At 35.9% G+C, this 19,801-nt stretch carries 16 protein-coding genes and 1 pseudogene; 3 read left to right on the top strand and 14 right to left on the bottom strand.

Annotated features, from left to right (window positions below; all coding sequences use genetic code 11):
* Window positions 1-2: 2 nt before the first annotated feature.
* The gene (locus H6F39_RS04895; RefSeq protein ID WP_190396319.1) at window positions 3-3,758 is read left to right on the top strand and encodes a TaqI-like C-terminal specificity domain-containing protein; all 3,756 of its coding nucleotides are present in this window, start codon (window positions 3-5) and stop codon (window positions 3,756-3,758) included.
* A 101-nt stretch (window positions 3,759-3,859) separates the two neighbouring features.
* Here H6F39_RS04895 and H6F39_RS04900 read toward each other — a convergent pair whose 3' ends face one another.
* The 5 genes from H6F39_RS04900 to H6F39_RS04920 all read right to left on the bottom strand — a co-directional run bounded on the left by H6F39_RS04900 (window position 3,860) and on the right by H6F39_RS04920 (window position 6,461).
* Window positions 3,860-4,261, bottom strand: a complete 402-nt coding sequence (locus H6F39_RS04900; RefSeq protein ID WP_137907323.1) for a type II toxin-antitoxin system HigA family antitoxin — start codon at window positions 4,259-4,261, stop codon at window positions 3,860-3,862.
* A gap of 9 nt (window positions 4,262-4,270) precedes the next feature.
* Window positions 4,271-4,414 (bottom strand): hypothetical protein, encoded by a 144-nt coding sequence (locus tag H6F39_RS04905; RefSeq protein WP_168359252.1) that lies wholly within the window; start codon window positions 4,412-4,414, stop codon window positions 4,271-4,273.
* 6 nt (window positions 4,415-4,420) lie between these two features.
* Window positions 4,421-4,645 carry a DUF167 domain-containing protein gene (locus tag H6F39_RS04910; RefSeq protein ID WP_137907324.1) on the bottom strand — a complete coding sequence of 75 codons (225 nt, stop codon included), beginning with the start codon at window positions 4,643-4,645 and terminating at the stop codon, window positions 4,421-4,423.
* A gap of 216 nt (window positions 4,646-4,861) precedes the next feature.
* Entirely contained in the window at window positions 4,862-5,176 is a 315-nt protein-coding gene (locus tag H6F39_RS04915; protein ID WP_137907325.1) for a chromosome segregation ATPase, read from the bottom strand.
* A gap of 94 nt (window positions 5,177-5,270) precedes the next feature.
* Window positions 5,271-6,461 (bottom strand): M20 family metallopeptidase, encoded by a 1,191-nt coding sequence (locus H6F39_RS04920; RefSeq protein WP_137907326.1) that lies wholly within the window; start codon window positions 6,459-6,461, stop codon window positions 5,271-5,273.
* Between the two features lie 57 nt (window positions 6,462-6,518).
* Between H6F39_RS04920 and H6F39_RS04925 the strand changes: the two genes are divergently transcribed.
* Entirely contained in the window at window positions 6,519-7,484 is a 966-nt protein-coding gene (locus tag H6F39_RS04925) for a DUF4351 domain-containing protein (RefSeq protein WP_137907327.1), read from the top strand.
* Between the two features lie 438 nt (window positions 7,485-7,922).
* On the opposite strand, the gene H6F39_RS04930 is transcribed toward H6F39_RS04925, so the two are convergent.
* The 6 genes and pseudogenes from H6F39_RS04930 to H6F39_RS04955 form a co-directional block, all read right to left on the bottom strand.
* Window positions 7,923-9,617 (bottom strand): serine/threonine-protein kinase, encoded by a 1,695-nt coding sequence (locus tag H6F39_RS04930; RefSeq protein ID WP_137907328.1) that lies wholly within the window; start codon window positions 9,615-9,617, stop codon window positions 7,923-7,925.
* Window positions 9,618-10,138: 521 nt separating this feature from the next.
* Entirely contained in the window at window positions 10,139-11,380 is a 1,242-nt protein-coding gene (locus H6F39_RS04935) for a glycosyltransferase family 4 protein (RefSeq protein ID WP_137907329.1), read from the bottom strand.
* Between the two features lie 121 nt (window positions 11,381-11,501).
* A pseudogene (locus H6F39_RS04940) lies at window positions 11,502-11,978 on the bottom strand (RNA-guided endonuclease InsQ/TnpB family protein); the annotation flags it as partial.
* 237 nt (window positions 11,979-12,215) lie between these two features.
* On the bottom strand, window positions 12,216-12,935 hold the full coding sequence (locus tag H6F39_RS04945; RefSeq protein WP_190372510.1) for a rubrerythrin family protein: 720 nt from the start codon (window positions 12,933-12,935) through the stop codon (window positions 12,216-12,218).
* Window positions 12,936-13,393: 458 nt separating this feature from the next.
* Window positions 13,394-13,654 (bottom strand): chlororespiratory reduction protein 7, encoded by a 261-nt coding sequence (locus tag H6F39_RS04950; protein WP_137907367.1) that lies wholly within the window; start codon window positions 13,652-13,654, stop codon window positions 13,394-13,396.
* A gap of 87 nt (window positions 13,655-13,741) precedes the next feature.
* A complete protein-coding gene (locus H6F39_RS04955) occupies window positions 13,742-14,947 on the bottom strand; it encodes a histidine kinase (RefSeq protein ID WP_190372509.1) in 1,206 nt (401 codons plus the stop codon).
* A 285-nt stretch (window positions 14,948-15,232) separates the two neighbouring features.
* Between H6F39_RS04955 and H6F39_RS04960 the strand changes: the two genes are divergently transcribed.
* The gene (locus tag H6F39_RS04960; protein WP_137907331.1) at window positions 15,233-16,525 is read left to right on the top strand and encodes an S-layer homology domain-containing protein; all 1,293 of its coding nucleotides are present in this window, start codon (window positions 15,233-15,235) and stop codon (window positions 16,523-16,525) included.
* Between the two features lie 62 nt (window positions 16,526-16,587).
* Here H6F39_RS04960 and phnE read toward each other — a convergent pair whose 3' ends face one another.
* The 3 genes from phnE to H6F39_RS04975 all read right to left on the bottom strand — a co-directional run bounded on the left by phnE (window position 16,588) and on the right by H6F39_RS04975 (window position 19,438).
* The gene (gene phnE / locus H6F39_RS04965; protein WP_137907332.1) at window positions 16,588-17,385 is read right to left on the bottom strand and encodes a phosphonate ABC transporter, permease protein PhnE; all 798 of its coding nucleotides are present in this window, start codon (window positions 17,383-17,385) and stop codon (window positions 16,588-16,590) included.
* Window positions 17,386-17,562: 177 nt separating this feature from the next.
* Window positions 17,563-18,276 (bottom strand): phosphonate ABC transporter ATP-binding protein, encoded by a 714-nt coding sequence (locus tag H6F39_RS04970; RefSeq protein ID WP_370539366.1) that lies wholly within the window; start codon window positions 18,274-18,276, stop codon window positions 17,563-17,565.
* Between the two features lie 187 nt (window positions 18,277-18,463).
* Window positions 18,464-19,438 (bottom strand): phosphate/phosphite/phosphonate ABC transporter substrate-binding protein, encoded by a 975-nt coding sequence (locus H6F39_RS04975; protein WP_137907334.1) that lies wholly within the window; start codon window positions 19,436-19,438, stop codon window positions 18,464-18,466.
* Window positions 19,439-19,801 lie beyond the last annotated feature (363 nt).

A 19,801-nucleotide genomic window follows, 5' to 3' on the forward strand; every position in this document is an offset into this window, starting at 1 on the left:
TTATGCAACTAACAAGATTTAATGAAATAGATTTTTTACCTGCTTTAAAGGAGTTGTTTGGTAAGTCAAATCTAAATATACCGATTAATTATGTAGATGATAAGCCGGTTTCGGCAAAAAAAATATTACAGAATACTTATAAAGATAATGAGGTTTTTAGGTTAATTAATGATGTTTATTTTGTTGGGTTAGTAGATGATGCAGCTTTTAGAGGTAATCAAAGTTTAGCGATTGATCAGATTAAGTCAGATTATGATGGAATTTTGATTTTTGGGGTGACTTTAAATAATCGTGATCATGGACAATTACCAAAGCGATCGCATTTAGCAGAAATATCACGGGCGTTTAATCGGGAATTTTACTATACACCTGTGGTGGTGGTGTTTAAGTACACTGATGCAAATAGCGAATATCTAGCGTTTGCAAATACCGAGAGATTGAAATACAAGGACAATCAAGAAGGTGAGAAACCGGGGAAGGTGACACTGTTACGGGATATTGATATTCGACAACCGCATTCTGGGCATCAACGTATTTTAGCAGAGTTAGCAATTCCAACAACAGGTAAGGATCGAGTTAATTCTTTTGCCAATTTATATGCTTATTGGCAGAAGGTACTTGATGTTAGTTTGCTGAATAAGAATTTTTACAGAGAACTTTCTAACTGGTATTTTTGGGCAGTTGGGCGCGTAACTTTTCCCTCAGAACCAAATTTGCTTGAAGCTCAGGCTAAGAAGGTTAGTCCTGAAGATTTGAAACAAGAACACAAATCTAAAAATGTGATTCGTTTGCTGACGCGATTGCTTTTTGTGTGGTTTATTAAAGAAAAAGGACTAATCCCTCCAGAGCTTTTTAATCTTGATGATTTACAAAGGGATATTCTCAAGAATATCTCTCCCTATACTGATTTAGGACTCTTTAAGCAGGTAAATCAAGAAAGTATCTATTACAAAGCTATCTTACAAAACCTCTTTTTTGCAACGCTAAACTGTCCAATTAAACCAATGGAAAGCCACGATAATCGCGTCAGAGGCTTTCGGAAAATGGATAACTATGGACAGCACCGAGACGCTAACTTTTTGATGCGCTACAGGGAACACTTCCAGAATCCAGAGAGACTTGTGGAAATGGTGAATGGTGTTGTCCCTTTCCTCAACGGTGGGTTATTTGAATGTTTGGACGATAAGTTAAACAAGGTATTTATTGACGGATTTTCAGACAATCTACCTAAAACAGAGCAATTGATTGTTCCTGATTATTTGTTTTTTGGAGCAGAAGAGAAAGTTGATTTAAGTGCAGAATATGGTGCAACTAATAAGGGGACAAAAGAGGCGGCGGTCAAGGGTTTAATCAATATTCTCAAAGCTTACAAATTTACGATTACAGAAAATACCCCAATTGAAGAAGATGTCGCACTCGATCCTGAGTTGTTGGGTAAAGTATTTGAGAATCTTTTGGCTAGTTATAATCCTGAGACAAAGACGACAGCCAGAAAGCAAACAGGCTCTTTTTATACGCCCCGTGAAATTGTTAATTACATGGTGGATGAAAGTCTCATTGCTTACTTAAAAAATGAGTTACTTGCTCAAGAATCTGGATATAAAGAGGAAGATTTAGATCGGCAATTGCGTCAACTGGTTTCTTTTGATGCTGTTAATCCATTTGAAGGAAATGCTGAGGTTCAGAAACGGATTATTAAGGCTTTGGATAAATGTACTATTCTTGATCCTGCCTGTGGTTCGGGTGCTTTCCCGATGGGGATTTTGCAAAAGATGGTACATATTCTATTTAAAGTTGACCCGAAAAATACGGAATGGAAACACCGTCAAATTGCCAGAGTTGAAGCGGCTATTAGTCAGTTAGAGGAGTTAGATGATGCTCAATATCGGGAGCAAAGTATTCAAGATTTGAATGCTCAAATTAAGGATATTGAGGAGGCTTTTGCTAATAATGAGTTAGATTATGGACGTAAGTTATATCTGATTGAGAATTGTATTTATGGGGTAGATATACAGTCCATTGCTACCCAAATTTCTAAGCTACGGTTCTTTATTTCGTTGGTGGTTGATCAAAAGGTTGATCTAAATAAGGATAATTTTGGGATTCGTCCTTTGCCTAACCTCGAAACTAAGTTTGTAGCGGCTAATACTTTGATTGGGATTGAGAAACCAAAGGTGCAGTTAAGTTTGTTTGATACGCCAGAAATCAAGAAGTTAGAGGCGGATTTGAAGAAGGTCAGGCATCGTTTATTTAGTTCTAAGTCTCCTAGTCATAAGCGCAAGTTGAGAGATCAAGATAAGGCTTTGAGAGAAAAAATTGCTGTAGTTTTACAAAAAAATGGCTGGGAAACTGATACTGCAAATAAATTAGCAAACTGGGACCCATACAACCAAAATGTTTCTTCTCCTTTCTTTGATTCAGAATGGATGTTTGATATTTCAGATGGTTTTGATATCGTGATTGGTAATCCGCCTTATGGAAACATTTTTAAAGACAAAAAAATGTTCGATCAAATTTTGAAATTATATTTGACAGCAGAATATAAGATCGAGGCGTATTCTGTTTTTGTTGAAAAAGGAACAAATTTATTGTCAAATGATGGAATATTAAATTTTATTACACCTTACACATTTTTGTCAGGAACATACTTTTCAAAGTTTAGACAATTTATTAAGAATAATTGTCTAAAAAAATTAACAGTTTTAGGAAAAAAAGTATTTGAAGCAGCAGAAGTAGATACTTGTATTATATTTCTTCAAAAAAATACAAGTCATAGGTTTTGTTCATTACTCGATTTAAGAAAAAATAATTATCTAGAATCGCTAAATAATATACCTCCAACAAACATTCCTCTAGATGTATTGTTAAGTTCATTTCAAGAAGTTATATGTGTTGGTAGTAAAGATGAAATTGAAATTTTCCAAAAATTAAATCGTCAAATCTTAAAGCTTGATGATTTAATAGAATTTTATCATGGAATACAAACTAGGGGCAACAATGATTCCATTTTTGAGGATCAAATTGATGGAACTTACCCTATCATTAAAGGACGTGATTTTAATAAATTTTATTTGGGTAGAATTGAACAGTATTTTATACTTAAATCAGAAAATATTAAATCGGGAGGTGATCTTAGTTACCACTATACCAATCCAAAACTTATAATAAGAACAACGGCAGATGGCATAATTGCAACAATTGATAGGAATAAAAATCTTGTTCTTAATAGTGTAAATATTGGTATTCTAAAATCAAAAAATAGCTATAGTTTAGAGGCTATTCTTGGAATAATTAATTCCAAGCTAATAGATTTTTGGTATAGTATGGCTGTTCAAGAGTTAGATAAAACATTTGCCGAAGTTAAGATTGTTTATTTGAAGAGAATACCAATTCCAAACTATACGGAAACAAATAATAAATTGATTGCTACTATAGTTGAAGTTATTATTTTTTCTAATTTTCAAAAAAGAGGATTTTACAAGCAACTTGATGATATTTTAGATTCTTTGGTTTTCAACGTGTATTTTCCTGAACATATGAAAAATTGTGGCATAAATGTGTTAGATTTTATCGAAAGAGATATTACAGAAGTTATGCAAGGTAAGGAATTTAAAAATTTATTAGATGAAGAAAAACAAAAAGTAATTGAACAACTTTATGACAAATGGACAGATCCAGATAATGAAATTCCTAACCGCATCAAACTATTTGCTGTCAGAAGTCCTGATATTTTAAAACCCATCTTGGAAAGTAAATAATGAAGCGAATCAAAGAAATTAAAATCAAAAACTTATCTTTGCTTTTGCCTAACTACCCAATTTTTTTTGCCTTTTTCCACTTTTTCAGCAAGCCCTAATTATTATTCCATAAATAAACTCGGTTCTACATGAAAAAAATCTCCTAAATTCCGTGCTTGTTCTGCATTTATCTTTTCTTGTCCATTAAAAATATTATTAACTATATCTTCATTTCCTAAAACTGCTACTAAATCATCTCGACTTCTTTCAGATTCTTCCAATAAAAATAATAACATAGATAGAGGATGATTTTGCTGATTAGGTTGATAATTTTCTTTTTCAAACTTTTCTATTAAAGTAATTAACAACTGATATAATTCATCTTCTTCCGGTGTACGTTTCCGGTGCATTAAATCTTCCACGATTCCTAAAGCTTGCTCATTTTCCGCTTCAGTTTTTATCAACTTGGGAAGATAAGCTGTTAATAATTCCTTGTATTTTTCCCGATTAAAAGTAAGGGTCATTAATTTTTATTATCTATTCGGGTCTGTCAACAAACACCGTAACGCCATTAATACCCGTCTAGGACTTTTGCGTTGCATAGCCATTCTCAACCAATAAGCAGCTTCCTCCTTACCCATAGCCAGGCTTGGCATATTCTGGGGGTGCTGTACCATTGATGTCTAATTTTTATCAATTATAATGAGTTTGTTTCTAGATGTTACACCAGATTTAATTGTAATAGATGATTTAGGAACATCAAATTTTTTGGCTAATAGTTTAATTAGTTCTTCGTTGGCTTTACCGTCTACTGGTGGTGATTTTAAATGTACATTTAAACTACCATCTGCTAATTCTTCAATCTTTTGTTGCTGGGAATTTGGTTTAACTTTTACTATTTTTTGCATTATCTAAGTAGGTTGGCGTTAAAAATTGTCGTTATGACAAGGGAACAGGGAACTCTTAACTGGGAACTCTTAACTGGGAACTCTTAACTGGGAACTCTTAACTGGGAACGAGGAATTTTTTGGCGCTGCTGAATTGAGGTGTGAAAATCAAAAACTCCATTTCTCAAACTCTCACTCTTTATCTACTTTCCCTGTCTCTATTTTTTTCTGGAGGTTTTAAGTAATCCCTAACATTCTATTTACTTGTTGTAATGCTAGGGGTTTGCGTTCGATATTTTGGAAACATTCAATATTTTTTAGTTGTATGTAAGCAGTTTTGAAATTACTCGTTTTTAATAAAACAATGTCTTGATAAACTGCTTCTTGGGGAATTTTTATTTCTATTACCAAGTCTTGTAGTTGATTTTGGCTGATAGCTATATTCAAATATTTCAAAAATACTTCTCTTTTCTTGGAACGAACAGTTACCAAGTACCAGTTATCAATGCTTTTTTCTGATGGGTTTGAATCTATGGTTTCGATTTGTGACATGATTGCAGGTTTGACTTTTTTGAATTTATTTCAAGAGGAATTTCAAAACCTGATTTGTTTGATTAATTGATCATGGAAATCCTAATCAGCCAAATCACAGTTCTGACTTATTTAACCAATATTTGTAAGCTGCATAAGCTAGGGTGACTACTCCTGTCATAATAGCAGATTCATCAACTTCAAATTGTGGATGATGCAGGGGATGATTAATTATTCTCTCTTCATAGCCTACACCCAAGCGAAACATTGCACCAGGGGCGTGTTCTAAATAAACAGAAAAATCTTCTGCACCTAAGGATGGTTCTGGTAAAATCTGTACACGCTCATTAGTCCATGCTTCTTCGGCTGCTGATTGTAATAGCTGCGTTAGCGTATTATCATTTTGGACACTGGGTACACCTTGACGATAATTAACTTGATATTTCGCATTATAAGAATTACAAACGTTAGCTACTATCTTTTCAATCCAATCTGGTAAATTATTACGAGTTTCTGGATGTAGCGATCGCACTGTCCCCAATAATTGTACTCTATCAGCAATTACATTTGGCGCTCTCCCACCATTTATTTTACCAATACTCAATACTACGGGACGCAAAGGATTTTGGGTACGACTAATGGCCTGTTGTAATGATGTAATTACTTGTGATGCAATCCAAATCGCATCTATGGCTTCATGGGGACGCGCACCGTGTCCAGATTCACCAATAATAATAATCTCTAAATCGTCTGCTGCGGCTGTTAATGCACCATAACGAATACCAATCGAACCTGCGGGAATGGAAGGAAAAACGTGCAACCCTAAAATGGCCGCAACATTATTCATAACTCCATCTTTTACCATCCAATTTGCACCTTGAGCTATTTCTTCTGCTGGTTGAAATATAAACCTCACTTTTCCCCCCAATTCTGAGGCAATTTGGGAAAGTATCATCGCTGTTCCCAAACCTACTGTAGTATGAATATCATGTCCACAAGCGTGCATGACTCCGGGAATGCGAGAAGCATATTCTAAACTTGTACGTTCTTGAATGGGTAAAGCATCCATATCAGTACGAATTGCCAGTATATTATCACTATATTGTGTCCCTTTTAATTCACCAATCACACCTGTTCTGCCTATTCCCTCTTCTACGTGCAGTCCATTGGCGGATAATACACCAGCAATAAAAGCAGCGGTTTGATATTCTTCTCCGCTCAATTCTGGATGTGCATGAATATGTCGGCGGATTTCGACTAATCGAGATAATATACTTATTGATAATTCTTTGATTCTGTTGAGCATGGAAATAATTCTAAATTAATTGGGACTGAATTACCACAATTATTAGTATAGCATTTTATGAACAAAAATGAAATCACGGCGAATTACGATGAATCCTGGAAAGAAGCATTAAACGAATATTTTGATAGTTTTTTATCCTTCTTCTTTCCTGTAGCTTATAAAGCAATTGATTGGACAAAACCACCGGAATCACTAGATAAAGAACTGCAAGAAATTACGGCTTCATCAGCAACTGAAAAACGCATAGCCGATAAACTTTATAAAGTTTGGTTATTGGATAAAACACAAGTATGGATTTTAATTCATATTGAAATTCAAAGCCAATATGATGTTGACTTCCAAGAACGGATGTACACTTATAATTATCGTGCCTTTGACCTTTATCACCAATTTGTCGTGAGTTTGGCGATTTTAGGTGATACGAGTTCCACTTGGCGACCTAACAGTTATCATCAAGCAATGTTAGATTGTGAATTAAGTCTGAAGTTCCCCATTGCTAAACTCCTGGACTATGAATCACGGTGGAATGAACTAGAATCAAGTGATAATCCCTTTGCTATCATAGTAATGGCGCATTTGAAAACCAAAGCCACCACAGGTAATTTAGCAGAACGGGAACAGTGGAAATGGACATTAGTTAGGGGACTTTACGAGCGAGGCTTAACAAAAGAAAAGATTGTTAACCTTTTTAAGATAATTGATAAAATGATGACATTGCCCAAAGAATTGCAACAGGGATTAGTCGCTAAAATTAAACATTTGGAGGAGGAAAATCAAATGCCTTTTATTAGTCCAACAGAAGAATTAGCAATGGAACGAGGGGTAGAAAGGGGAATAGAGCAGGGAGAACAACAACTGATTTTCCGGCAACTAAATCGGCGAATTGGTCGAATTGAATCATCATTCATTGAGACAATTCGGACATTGACAATTGACCAATTAGAATTACTCGGTGAAGCACTCTTAGATTTCTCCACTGTCACTGATTTAGAACAATGGTTAGAAAATAACTCAGAGTTTTAGAAAACAAAACCCCATGGTTCACTAATTACTGTGGGGTAAAACAACTTTCTAGAAGCCGAGATTCTTGGGAGAAATTAAATTAGGACTTACGCAACTGTCACCCCAAAAATCTCTTGTAGGGTGCGTCAGATATCAACAATCTGTTTATTTGCAGGATTTATCCAGTAGCAAAGCACCCTACCAATGTGCCAGTTGGGTAAGTCCTGGAAAAGTTAGAAAATTTGCTACTTAGGTAAATCTCAAATATAAAGAAATAATTAAGAATATCCAAAAATTATATAAATTGTTATTACAGAACTATGCAAATGGGAACAAAGACTGTATATTAGTGTCAACTTGAGTATACCGAAAGATTTATAGTCTACCAATTATGAGATACCTCTGGTTCACCACAAAATGAACCGGGGGTATCTGTGTTTTGGGGCTAATTAACAGAATTTACCTCCAACCTAACCAACGTAAACAAGGACTAATTAAGTAATAGCTGATACTTAAAGAAAAACTAATTAAGATACTCACAAAACTAAAAAAACCCAGAGGTGAAAATATATCAAACCCTTGTGGTTCTCTATAAAAATGAAATAAATGTAGTCTTAATCCTAAGTTAGTGAAAACACCTATCAAATTAGCACTACCCAAACCAGCAATTACAGCATAAGCGATTTTATGAGTGCGAATACCTAAACCTAATGTCAGTATGGGAAGTGATATCAAAATCCATATTACGAAGTTTTCACTACTATTTTGAGTGGGAATGAATTGACAAGCTATCCAGCCTAGACTATAACCAATCAAACCCATAAAAGCGGAAACCAGAAACCGTCGCTTTTGTCCAAAACAACCTGACAAGCTTAGTCCCAAACCTGTTCCCAAACCTGCAAAAGCGTAGACTATGGTTTCGGCGGCTATGTACGGTTGATTTTTGACTAATGTTGGTAATAGATAGGCTAGTAATTCTAGCCAGCGATCGCCTAAACTGGTATAATCAGCCAGAATAAAACCGATGATAGTGGCTATTCCCATGCAAATACTAGTCAAAATCATTACCCAAATAGTCACCAAACCAGCAAATAAAAACTTAAATACTCCCCGAATAATAAATAAAGTTGTATTACCTATAGCTTGGAAAAATTGAACAACTAATTTTACTAAATACTTGCCAATGCGGGTAAATAATCCTTCCCGTGGTAATGGGGAAGCAATCTTTAATAATCTTTTGTGAATAATACCTGCGTGTGCTGGACGCGATCGCGCGTCATCCTGTACCATTTCATCTAGCAAGTCTGCTAAATCTGGTTTAATCTGACAATAATTACGCCACCGTAATTTTCCCGTGAGACTGTCTTCCAATTCAGGTGGATATTTACCCGTTAGGAGTTGAATCATCGTCCGTCCCAAAGCATAGAAATCTGCCCCAGGACCGACATTACTACCATGAATTTGTTCTTGAGGACTATAACCGGAGGAGTATAAGCGGGTGGAGGTAGAATGGGATTTTAAAACTGAACCACTAACTTGTTTAGCGCCCCCAAAATCAATTAAGACTAACTTATCCTCCTTGAGGGGTTTAGCGGGTGTAGAGGTTCGTAACATTAAATTAGAAGGCTTTATATCTCGGTGAATAATTTGGCGCTTGTGTAACTCCTGCAAAATCTGTACAGCTTGAATAAACCAACATAAAACTAAATCTTCTGGACAACCTTGGGGGGAATTTATTAATACTTCCTCTAAAGTATAGCCATGGATTTTTTCCATCACCAAACATGGTAATTGAAGGGGTTGAGGATTGATCAAATTAACTTGAAAATACCCATCATTGTCCACTTTGGGGACGGCATTACTACGGAAATTACTTAAAAATTCCGCCTCTTGCATGAACAATTCAAGTGCCTTCGCTGAAGTCTCTACAAGCACCTTGAGGACTTTTTCTGTTTGTGTCTTTTCATCCCAAATTGTATAAATTTGAGCAAATCCCCCTGATCCTAGTGGTTTAAGAGGGAAATAACGTTCTAACAAATGCAACTGTGCGCCACAACTGTTACAAAATTTGTTTCCCCAGGGTTGGGGATAAGGACGTTGACAATGAGGATTTATGCAGTGAACTGCACTCTGAGTTATCTGGGTCAAAACCACGAAAATACAAAGGCTGGATTGATTTTAGCGTCTCTTGAGGGTTGTGGATAGGGTTAAATCAAAATCAAGAAAAAAATTGGCACAAACACAGACCATTCAAATCAATTCAGATCAGGAATGATGGGTCTGACCCCCTATTAATTATCCGGTAAAAATGTAATTAAAAAAGATTAATAATCAAGAATGAAAAAATTTCAGAAAAATGCCAAATTGGCAACCATGGTTAAATAAACCAGGCTAAATTATATGAGACAAGCAAAAACAAGGGATTGTTAAGAGGTTAAATCAACTAACATAAAGCTCTTGTGGAGATTGTCTAAAAAATCAATAGAATTAGTATTTGCTGCACAGGAATACCTGCTAAATATAGACGTGATCGTTAACCTGCAAATTACCCCCCTAATTAACGGGTTTCGTCTATATGAATAAATTCCTAAACGCTTCAGCAGCAAATGGTAGAGTGGGAGAGAAAGGCGCTTGGTAATGCCTCCTCCCACTCTCTTTTTCTGGGGAGTTTTTCCTCACATAGAATTGGTATGACCCAACAACCAATTTAAATGCTGTGGTAATAATGTTGCTAAATCATAGTTATTGATTATAGTCTTTCTGGCAGCGGCACGAATAGGAATCATATCTGGGGAATTATCCAAAGCCGCGTTGACTTTATTAGCAATTTGTTGGGGAGAAAAGAAATCTACCAACAGTCCATTTTTACCATCTTCAATTACTTCTAAAACTGGTGGAGTATCAGAAGCTATTAATAAACATCCTGTAGACATGGCTTCTAACATTGACCAGGATAAGACAAAAGGACGGGTTAAATAAATATGGGCTGAGGAAGCTTGTAAAACTTGGAGATATTCACTATAAGGTAGTCTACCGGTAAAGTGTAATCTGGATAAATCCAAATCTAACTTTTCTAACATTAACTGTTTATAGGTTTTACCATCTGGTAGAGTTTTTCCATAAGCTACCCTATCTTCCCCCACAACTACAACATGACAATTTGGCCGTTGTTGTTGAATTAATGCTACTGCTTCCATGAACTGAGGAAAACCGCGATAAGGTTCCATTCCCCTGCCTACATAGGTTACTAATTCTGTAACCTGGGAAAGGTCAAGATTAATGCGAGGTAAAACTAATTTAGCATCTGGCTGGGGTTGAAAAAAATTAGTATCAATTCCATCGTGACAAACACTGATTTTACTATGATATTCTGGGGGAAATTGCTGCCGTTGCCAATTAGTAGGAGAAAGACCACGATGACAATTATATAAATCAATTAAAATCGGGGCATTTTTCACACGAATACGACATAAATCATCTGCATTTAGTGGTTCACTGGGATCAAAATCAGCATCAGAACCGCGACCATGATAAAACCATTCAAAGAAACACAATAATTCTGCTTCGGGGAAAATTTCTTTCATAAATAATGTCGGACCCCAACCCGAATGACCGTAAATTATATCTGGGATAAAACCCTGTGTTTTCAGATTTTCTGCCATTCGATATACAGCTTGTCCAGTAATAACTGCATTTTCTAAATTGCGGACATAATGATGGGTTTGGGGTGCTGCTTGACGGGAAGGTTGATAAATAGCTTTAAATACACCAGGTATAGTTCCTTCCTGACGATTAGTGCCAAATACAATTTGGTAATTGCTATCTTGGGCTAAAGCTGCGGCTAAATGGCGAAATTGAGCGGGAAAGTTGGGATGTAAGAATAAAATCCGTTTGGGAATTGTCGCAGCATTTTTCATATATGTAAATACTTATCTTTGAGTCAATGTGATACTTATTTTATAATACATTACAGCCATTTTATTTTGAGGGTGATATTATTGACGCTCCCCGCCCTATAGAGGGACGGGGATTCTTGTTTCAATGAGCAACCTTACTCAAACTTGTTACCAAGTCTGAGCAGAGGGTCATCTCTCCACAAGGGTTAGAAGTTCCGGTGCGCCCCACCGTACTTAGATCATAGCCAGTTTGTTTTAGTGCTTTTGCTAGAATGTTAATTGCAGCATTGTGGTCACGGTCAAGTATGCACCCACATTTACAAACATGAGTTCTAACTGAAAGTGACTTCTTGACGATTTCTCCACAATTAGAACAATTTTGAGAAGTATATTGTGGTGCAACAGGTACAACCACACGACCATAGACTTTACCAAAATATTCTAACCATTGAGTAAACAATGACCACCCCGCATCACTAATTGACTTGGCTAATTTGCTATTCTTAACCATATTTTTCACTTGCAGTTTTTCAAAGACCACCAAATCGTTAGATTTGACCACGCACAATGCTGTTGTCACAGCCAAGTCTTGACGCTGACGTGATACTTGCAAATGTTTTCAGGGATTTTATCACCCATTACCTATTACCCATTACCCATTACCCATTACTAGTCTCAACTAGATAATTAGCAACTTGAGTTATTAATAAATTTATAGAACAAAATACATTATTGCAAATATAATTCACTACTAGACAAATAAAGTCCACACTTTGATAAACTCTGTTATCATCTGCATGGACTAATGTACATTTGCTGAAAGTTAACTATGGAACATCCCTATATTCTTTATTACTTATTTTCTAGTCGCCATTTTTTCCTCAAGAGGTTTAAAAGTCTTTTTAGTAGCGCCACAAATAGGACAACTCCAATCATCGGGAATATCAGTAAAAGCTGTACCCGCTGCAATTCCCGAATCAGGATCACCGATAACAGGATCATAAATCATGCTGCATTGTCTACAAATCCATTTTTGAGTGTGAGGGTCTTCGCTTATTACTCTGGTGATAGTTTCTCCACCATTTAATACTTCTAAAGCCTCAATATAGCGATCTGCATGATAATTTTCAATGAATTTGAGCAACCCAAAACGGTGGGCTGCGGTGCGAAATGTGTTAGCATGATCACTAGATTCTTGAGCTTGGTTGAGAAATTCTGCCGCTGCTAAATCATCTCGATCTTTTTGGGCAGCCGCCGCGAATTGGGGATACATTGTAGTGTATTCATAGGTTTCACCTTCAATGGCTAAAGATAAACAACGAGAAATTATTTCCCGTTTTTGTTCATCATTTAAAGCAGCAGCATTTTTAACTACAAGTTCAGGATGTAATAATTCAAAATGTGCGAAAGCGTGTTCAGTTTCTTGATCTGCTGTTTCTTTAAAAAGTTTCGCTAAATCGGAAAAACCCAGTTGACGCGCTACCGCTGCAAAAAATAAGTATTTGCGATTTGCCATTGATTCACCAGCAAAGGCAGATTCTAAATTTTGTAGTGTGGTAAAATTTGATAAATCCATAATTTTGAATGTCTGTGAAGTATTTTTTATGTCGTGGTACAGGATTTGAAAATTGGCTCTTTTAACCAATTTCTCAAGTATTCATAGAATAGTGATCAGCCCATTTTTAATAATCCAGTTTTTTGAGCTATTTCAGGATAATTATCCAACTCAAAATCTTTGATAGTGGTGTAATTGGTTGAGACGGTTGAGGGAATTATAAACTGGGATAATCAATATATTCTCTGGCTTCTGAACCATAAATCTTTTCAGGATTTAGTGTATGCAAATGTGGGTTAATTTCTAAGTCTTTTGGTAAATCTGGATTGGCTATAAATAGCAGACCAAAAGATACTAAATTGGTATGATTACTGTTTATAATTGTATGAATTAAAACCCATTAAAACCAGATGCCAAGGCGTTTTTTGCCCCTTTGATTTCTAGTCACCAAGAGATTTTCAAGAGATTTTCAAGAGATTTTATTTTTCTAAGCGCACCGCATACCACTGTAAATATTTTCCTGGTCCAACATCCAAATTACAACTTGTATTTAGTAAATATCGTGCTTTTTCGGTGACAGACTGGAATTTTTGTACATCTGGCGGTAAATCATGATCAGGAAGTTGTGATACAATTTCCTCTAGTTTTGTTAATAACTCAGCCGCTGTGAGAAATTGTTCTGGTTGATTTGTTTCCAAAACCACGAAATCGTCCTCTTGATACATTAATGAATTTGGCATTTTTGGTAATGGGTAATTGGTAATTGGTAATTGGTAATGGGTAATGGGTAATAGTTTTACCACTGATAACTAACTAATAACTAATAACTACGATGGATATACTGGCAAAGTAAAATGAAACCATGCACCACCGTGGGGAGATGAATCCACCCAAATTTGACCGTAGTGAGCGCGGATAATGCGTTGACATAAACAAAGACCAATTCCATATCCATCTACGTTTTGATCACGTTGGAGACGGAAAAGATGCTCAAAAATGCGATCGCGGTTTTCTTCAGGAATACCAGGACCGCTATCACCAATACTAAATTCCACCTTTTGCGTAGTGCGATGTAGTCCCGACAAACTGATAATACCACCAACAGGTGTATATTTGATGGCATTATCTAAAAGATTAATTAATGCTTGCCTAATTCGGGCTGGATCTGCATACACTAATGGTAAATCTTGAGGAATATCTGTTTCTATAGTTTGGGATTTGCTAATATAGCGATCGCTCAATTCCTCTAACACCTCTAAACACAGTTCCCCTAATTGTAGTTTTTGGGGTGTAATTGGTAGTTCTGTGTCTTGACCAAACCCTACTTGTAAAAGTTCAGCAATCATCCGATCAATAATCCGTGTTTGTGCGCGGGCTTGTTTTAATAAATGCAGTGCCATGGCTGGTTTTAAGCGGGGAAATTCCCCTGTTTCTGGATTGTAATGAGATTGAAGAGTTTCAATAGCGATCGCCGCAGCCGTGAGGGGATTGCGGAGGTCATGGGCTAAAATGGCAATGACGCGGTCTTTAAACTGTAGCTGTTCTTGTAGTTTTTCCTTTTCCTGCTTTAGCCGAAAAATTTCATCTGAGAGTTGAATCAATGCAGATGAAGTAGCAACAGAATGAATAGTATACTTAGGTGATATTACTTGATTCTTTTCATCCAGACGTTCTTGTAAATCCTCCTGTAATTTCAAAAACGTATCTACTGTGGTTTGCCAACGCGGCCACCAAGTTTTTAACTGCGGGATGATATTAGTACCAGCGATAGTCTGTTGTGGTTCTGGATGAATTTTCACCAAAGCAGGAGTTGCTATTAACTTAAAGTGTTCCGCTAAATAAGGCTGTTGTTCAACATCAATAAGTTGTAGTTCAAAACTATACACAGCCTCTAATTCTTTTAAGTAAGCGCGAATTCGCTGTACTTGTTGTCGAGACTTAGGTCGTCCATCAACAAACAGCAACAATTGGAGTGGAGCCTCAGAATAGTTAGGCTGATCCTGGGAAACTTGCATGACATCTTGTTTCAGCACTGGTAACAACCTGGCGACGCTTTACAGAAAATAAAATGGACTAACTAACGTTGGTCGATGGCCGTTGTTTTTTCCAATTTAATATCTATTTTAGATTTTTCCTACTGTAGTCCGATTTAGGTTTTTGACATCAGACGAATTTTTGCGGAATTTTGCCGACTTTTACCTGGATTTTTACACCTATTAGCCCGAATTTGCCACTAGATGCCCATCAAATCGAATTTGTCTTTTACCTGTTGTTAAAAATGCTAGGGTAGAAGGTGAAAATCAATTTGTGATTTCTTTGTGTTTTTCCGTAACTACCCTGCTGCTTTCTTGAGTTTAGCTGTTTTACTATCTTCCTTAACAGCTTGTACCAACAGTCCATCTGCCAAAAACCTGGAACAATCATTGGCTGCTGATCCTCGGCTGCAAAATACTCCTGTTCCCTTTGCTAAACCGACTAGTCAGCAAGTAACACCAGACCCAAACACATCAACAATTAAGTTACCGGCTGATTTTCCCCCAGATCTTCCGATTTATCCCAATGCTGAATTAAAAGAAGTTACACCAGCTAATTCTGAAAATAAAATCTCAATTCGTTGGCAAAGTGCTGATCCTAGTAATTTAATTACCAGTTTTTATCGTCAACAATTTCAGGCTCAAAATTGGCTTGTCCAACAGCCGGAAGACGATGTGCAGGGTACTTTTACAGCCCGACGTAATGATTTACTCATTACTGTGACAATTCAGCCACAAACCCAAACAGCGACGAAATTATTAATTGAATATTCGTCTCATTCCCAAACTACAGCTACTAATCCAGTCACCTCCCCAGATCATCCCCAATTTATTGGTCCGCTATTGCCTAAAACCAATAATACCAAAATAGTCACCCAACCAACTAACAAATCGGAAACTTTAGCCACCCCAGAATTTATTGATCTACAGAAAGCACCCCCGGAATGGCGATCGCATATACAAGATTTAGCATTATTAGGCGTATTTTCTATCGAACCCAAAACCACTCAAGAATTTCTACCTAATAAAATTATCACCCGTCGAGAATATGCTCGCTGGTTGGTTAATGCCAATAATACCATGTATTCTAATAATCCAGCCAAACAAATTCGGTTAGCATCCCCTAGCACTCAACCAGCTTTTAGGGATATACTGCCTCAAGATGCTGATTTTCCCTTGATTCAGGGATTAGCAGAAACGGGTTTAATTAATAGTACTTTATCAGGAGATGCAACAGCGGTTTTATTTCGCCCTGACGCGCCTTTAACGCGAGAACAATTACTATTATGGAAAGTTCCTTTAGATACCCGTCAAGCCTTACCTGGTGCTAATTTAGAAGCTGTTAAACAAACTTGGGGATTTCAAGATGCAGGTAATATAGAACCAAAAGCATTGAAAGCCATTTTAGCTGATTTCCAAAATGCTGAACAATCAAATATTCGCCGCGTTTTTGGCTATACAACTTTATTTCAACCGAAAAAACCCGTAACTCGTGCAGAAGCAGGTGCAGCTTTATGGTATTTCGGTACTCAAGGTGAGGGAATTTCAGCGACAGAGGCCTTGAAGTTGAAAAACTAAACCAGTCAGGACTTTCCAGAAATCAGATTTTGTGTGTTTTTTCCTGGGTTTGACAATTCTCGTTACTGCATTGATTCTAAATAACGCCTTAATTTACTACTAAACCAATCAATAACTGTCACTACTAGCAATAGCACTAACATCATAGTTGTCGCTTTAGTATATTCAAATCCATCTATATAGCTTTTCAATTGAAAGCCTATCCCCCCAGCGCCAACCACTCCTAAAACCGAAGCCGCACGGATATTATATTCAAACATCCATAAAGTATAACCTAGTCCTAGCGGTAATATTTGCGGTAATATACCATATTGAGCAATTTGCATTCTTGATGCACCAATAACTTGTAAAGACTCTAAAGAACGATGATCTACTGATTCTATAGCTTGTTGATAAAATTTGGCCAGATATCCAATAGTATATATTGATAATGCTAATGTTCCCGCAGGTGCGCCTAAACCAGTAGCAGCGACAAAGATTAAACCTAAGATAATTGAGGGTACAGAACGAACAGCATTTTGGAGTAAATTTGCTATCCATCTTAACCATAAAGGAGCGATATTATTAGCACTAGCCATAGCAATTGGTAATGATAAAATTGCGCCTATAGTTGTTCCCCATACAGACATTTGTACAGTTTCAATTAATCCTTGAACAGCGATATCTAAAACTTGCCAATTTGGAGGAAATAGCCGAGAAATAAAATCCGTAATAAAAGGCCAACTATCTTTTAATAAGTGAAAATCAACCTTTAATCCTTGTAAAGACCAGATATAAACTTCAATCATCAACAAGAAAATAACTAAAGGAACAAACCAAGGATAACGATGAAGAATTTGTAACTTAGCAAAGGGTTTCATTTTTTTAAACAAAGTAAAATTTTCTATTTTGAATTTTTCGTAAGCATTCAGCCGCAAATATTAAGTAGATACATAAGGTGCGTTACGCTGGTGCTAACACACCCTACTGCTGACAATTTATCAAACTCTTTCTCTTTGGATATTTGCGTCTTAGCGTGAGATCAGGTTATACTTTTTTCAAGAAAATTGAGCTTGTAAATTTTCACATTTACCATCATAAACTACTTCACCTTTATCTAAAATAATAGCTCTTTGAGCGTATTCTGTAGCTAAAGTTAAATCATGTAAAACGGTAATAATAGTTAAACCTTGTTGATGTAATTCGGATAAAGTTGTCATTACTTGTTGTGAAGCTATTATATCTAAACCTGTAGTAGGTTCATCAGCTAAAAGTATTTGGGGAGACTGCATTAATGCGCGAGCAATTGCTACTTTTTGTTGTTGTCCACCACTCAATTTACTGGTTTTTTGATATATGTGTTCTTTTAAGCCTAATTGTGTTAATAATTCTAAGGCTAATTTACGATCGCTTTGAGGAAATCCCAATAAAGTTTGTCGGTTTTTTCTAACTCCTAATCTTCCACATAAGACATTATCAATAGCTGGTAATTGTCGAATTAATCCCCCTCCTTGAAATAACATTCCCACATCTCGACGAATTTGTGGTAATTTTTGTTGAGAGCAAGAAACACCATTGATTTTAATTTCTCCTTTGATTAAAGGTACTAAACCCACGAAAGATTTTAACAATGTTGATTTACCCGCACCATTCAATCCTAATAAAGCCACAAATTCACCTTGATTAATTTTGCAGTTAATTTTATTTAAAATTGGACGTTTTAGAGATGAAATATAATCTGTCTCTAAATTGGAACATTCAATGCAATTCACGTTACTTCTGGATAAATTTAATGAGTGGGAATTGGTCTTTTTTACTTGATAAATAGTCATAAATAACCTAATTACAAAATTTCGTAATCAAAGGACTAATGGAAAACCAAAGATTTTTAACCTGCGTAAGCAGGTTTTGTCTGTGTAACGGCGTTTTCTAATCGCTTGTGTATTTATTCTCTCCTATTTATGGTTCTATTCCTGTATTTTTTAATGCTTCTCGCACTGGTAGCAGATGACGATTATGATCAATTCTTACCAATTCTGTGGAATTATATAAACCAGTTAATAATTGATTATTTTCTGATTTATTTAACTTTACAAAAGCATTAATCAAATTTTCTCTGACTACAACTGGTACATCATCATCAATCGCAATTCCATGAGCAGGAACACCAGATATTTTGTGTAATACTCTAATTTTATCTCTATTTTCCGCTGCTAAATAAGGAGGAAAAAGAGCATATTCTGATACTACAGCCACATCAGCTTGACCTCTAACTACAGCATCTAAAGCTTTACTATAATTCCCACCATAACTAACTTTACCAAAAAAACTATCTAAACGGTCACGATTAGGAACAAAACCCTGTTTTACTAGTTCACTAACTGGAAAAATAAATCCAGAACCAGAGGTAGGAGAAGTGAAAGCCATGGTTTTTCCTCTTAGTTGTTCTAGGGTTGCTTTCCCGGAATTTTTACTTTTTAATTCACTATTTTTAGGAACAACAAAAATAGAATTATAAGTGTATCTTCCAGAGTAATTTTTGCGAACTTCAGCCAAATATAACCGAGAATTTGCTAATTGTTCTGCTTTTAACGCGGAACGACTGCTTAAAAATGCTACATCAGCCCTATTTGCTCTTAAAGCCTCTACTGCGGCTGTTTCATCACCTACTTGCGCTTTGACAGATATTCCTAATTCTTTTGATAAAAATTTGGCCACACTATTAGCTTTATTTTGCAAGTCAGTAGAATCAGAACGGCTAGGAAAAATTATAGTTATATCTTGCATTTTTTGAGCAATTAAGCCTGTTTTTGCTTGTTTTGTGGGATATTGAGCGATCGCAATTGGCAAAAACCCTGAACTAGTCCAAGCCATTCCCATTAACGCTAATAACCCTCCAGAAAGGCTATACAGACTTTTTTTACACACTTTCATCTTTCTACTCCATTAAGAATTATTTTCAATATTTTTGCAAATTTATTGCAACTAATTTCCTAAAGAGACTTTATCTTTTTTAGAAATAAAAGTCAATAAGGTGAAGATTTTTTTCACATTTAGGATGCTTTGTCAATAATTAATATCTATTGTAGATAGATTATATTTAATTAAATATATCTTAATCAAGATGATCTAAAACTCATAAAAATTTAAGCGTGAAGTATATATATTAAAAGTTAGGTAAATTACCAGTGAGGATAGTCAAAATTATCTGCATTGAGGAAGAATTATGGTATTATTATAAATAGACAACAGCTAGAAAATTAGTTTTCAAACTGATGTTATTGTATGCCATAAACT

It is taken from the genome of Dolichospermum sp. FACHB-1250 (genome assembly GCF_014696335.1).
GTDB lineage: Bacteria > Cyanobacteriota > Cyanobacteriia > Cyanobacteriales > Nostocaceae > Dolichospermum > Dolichospermum planctonicum.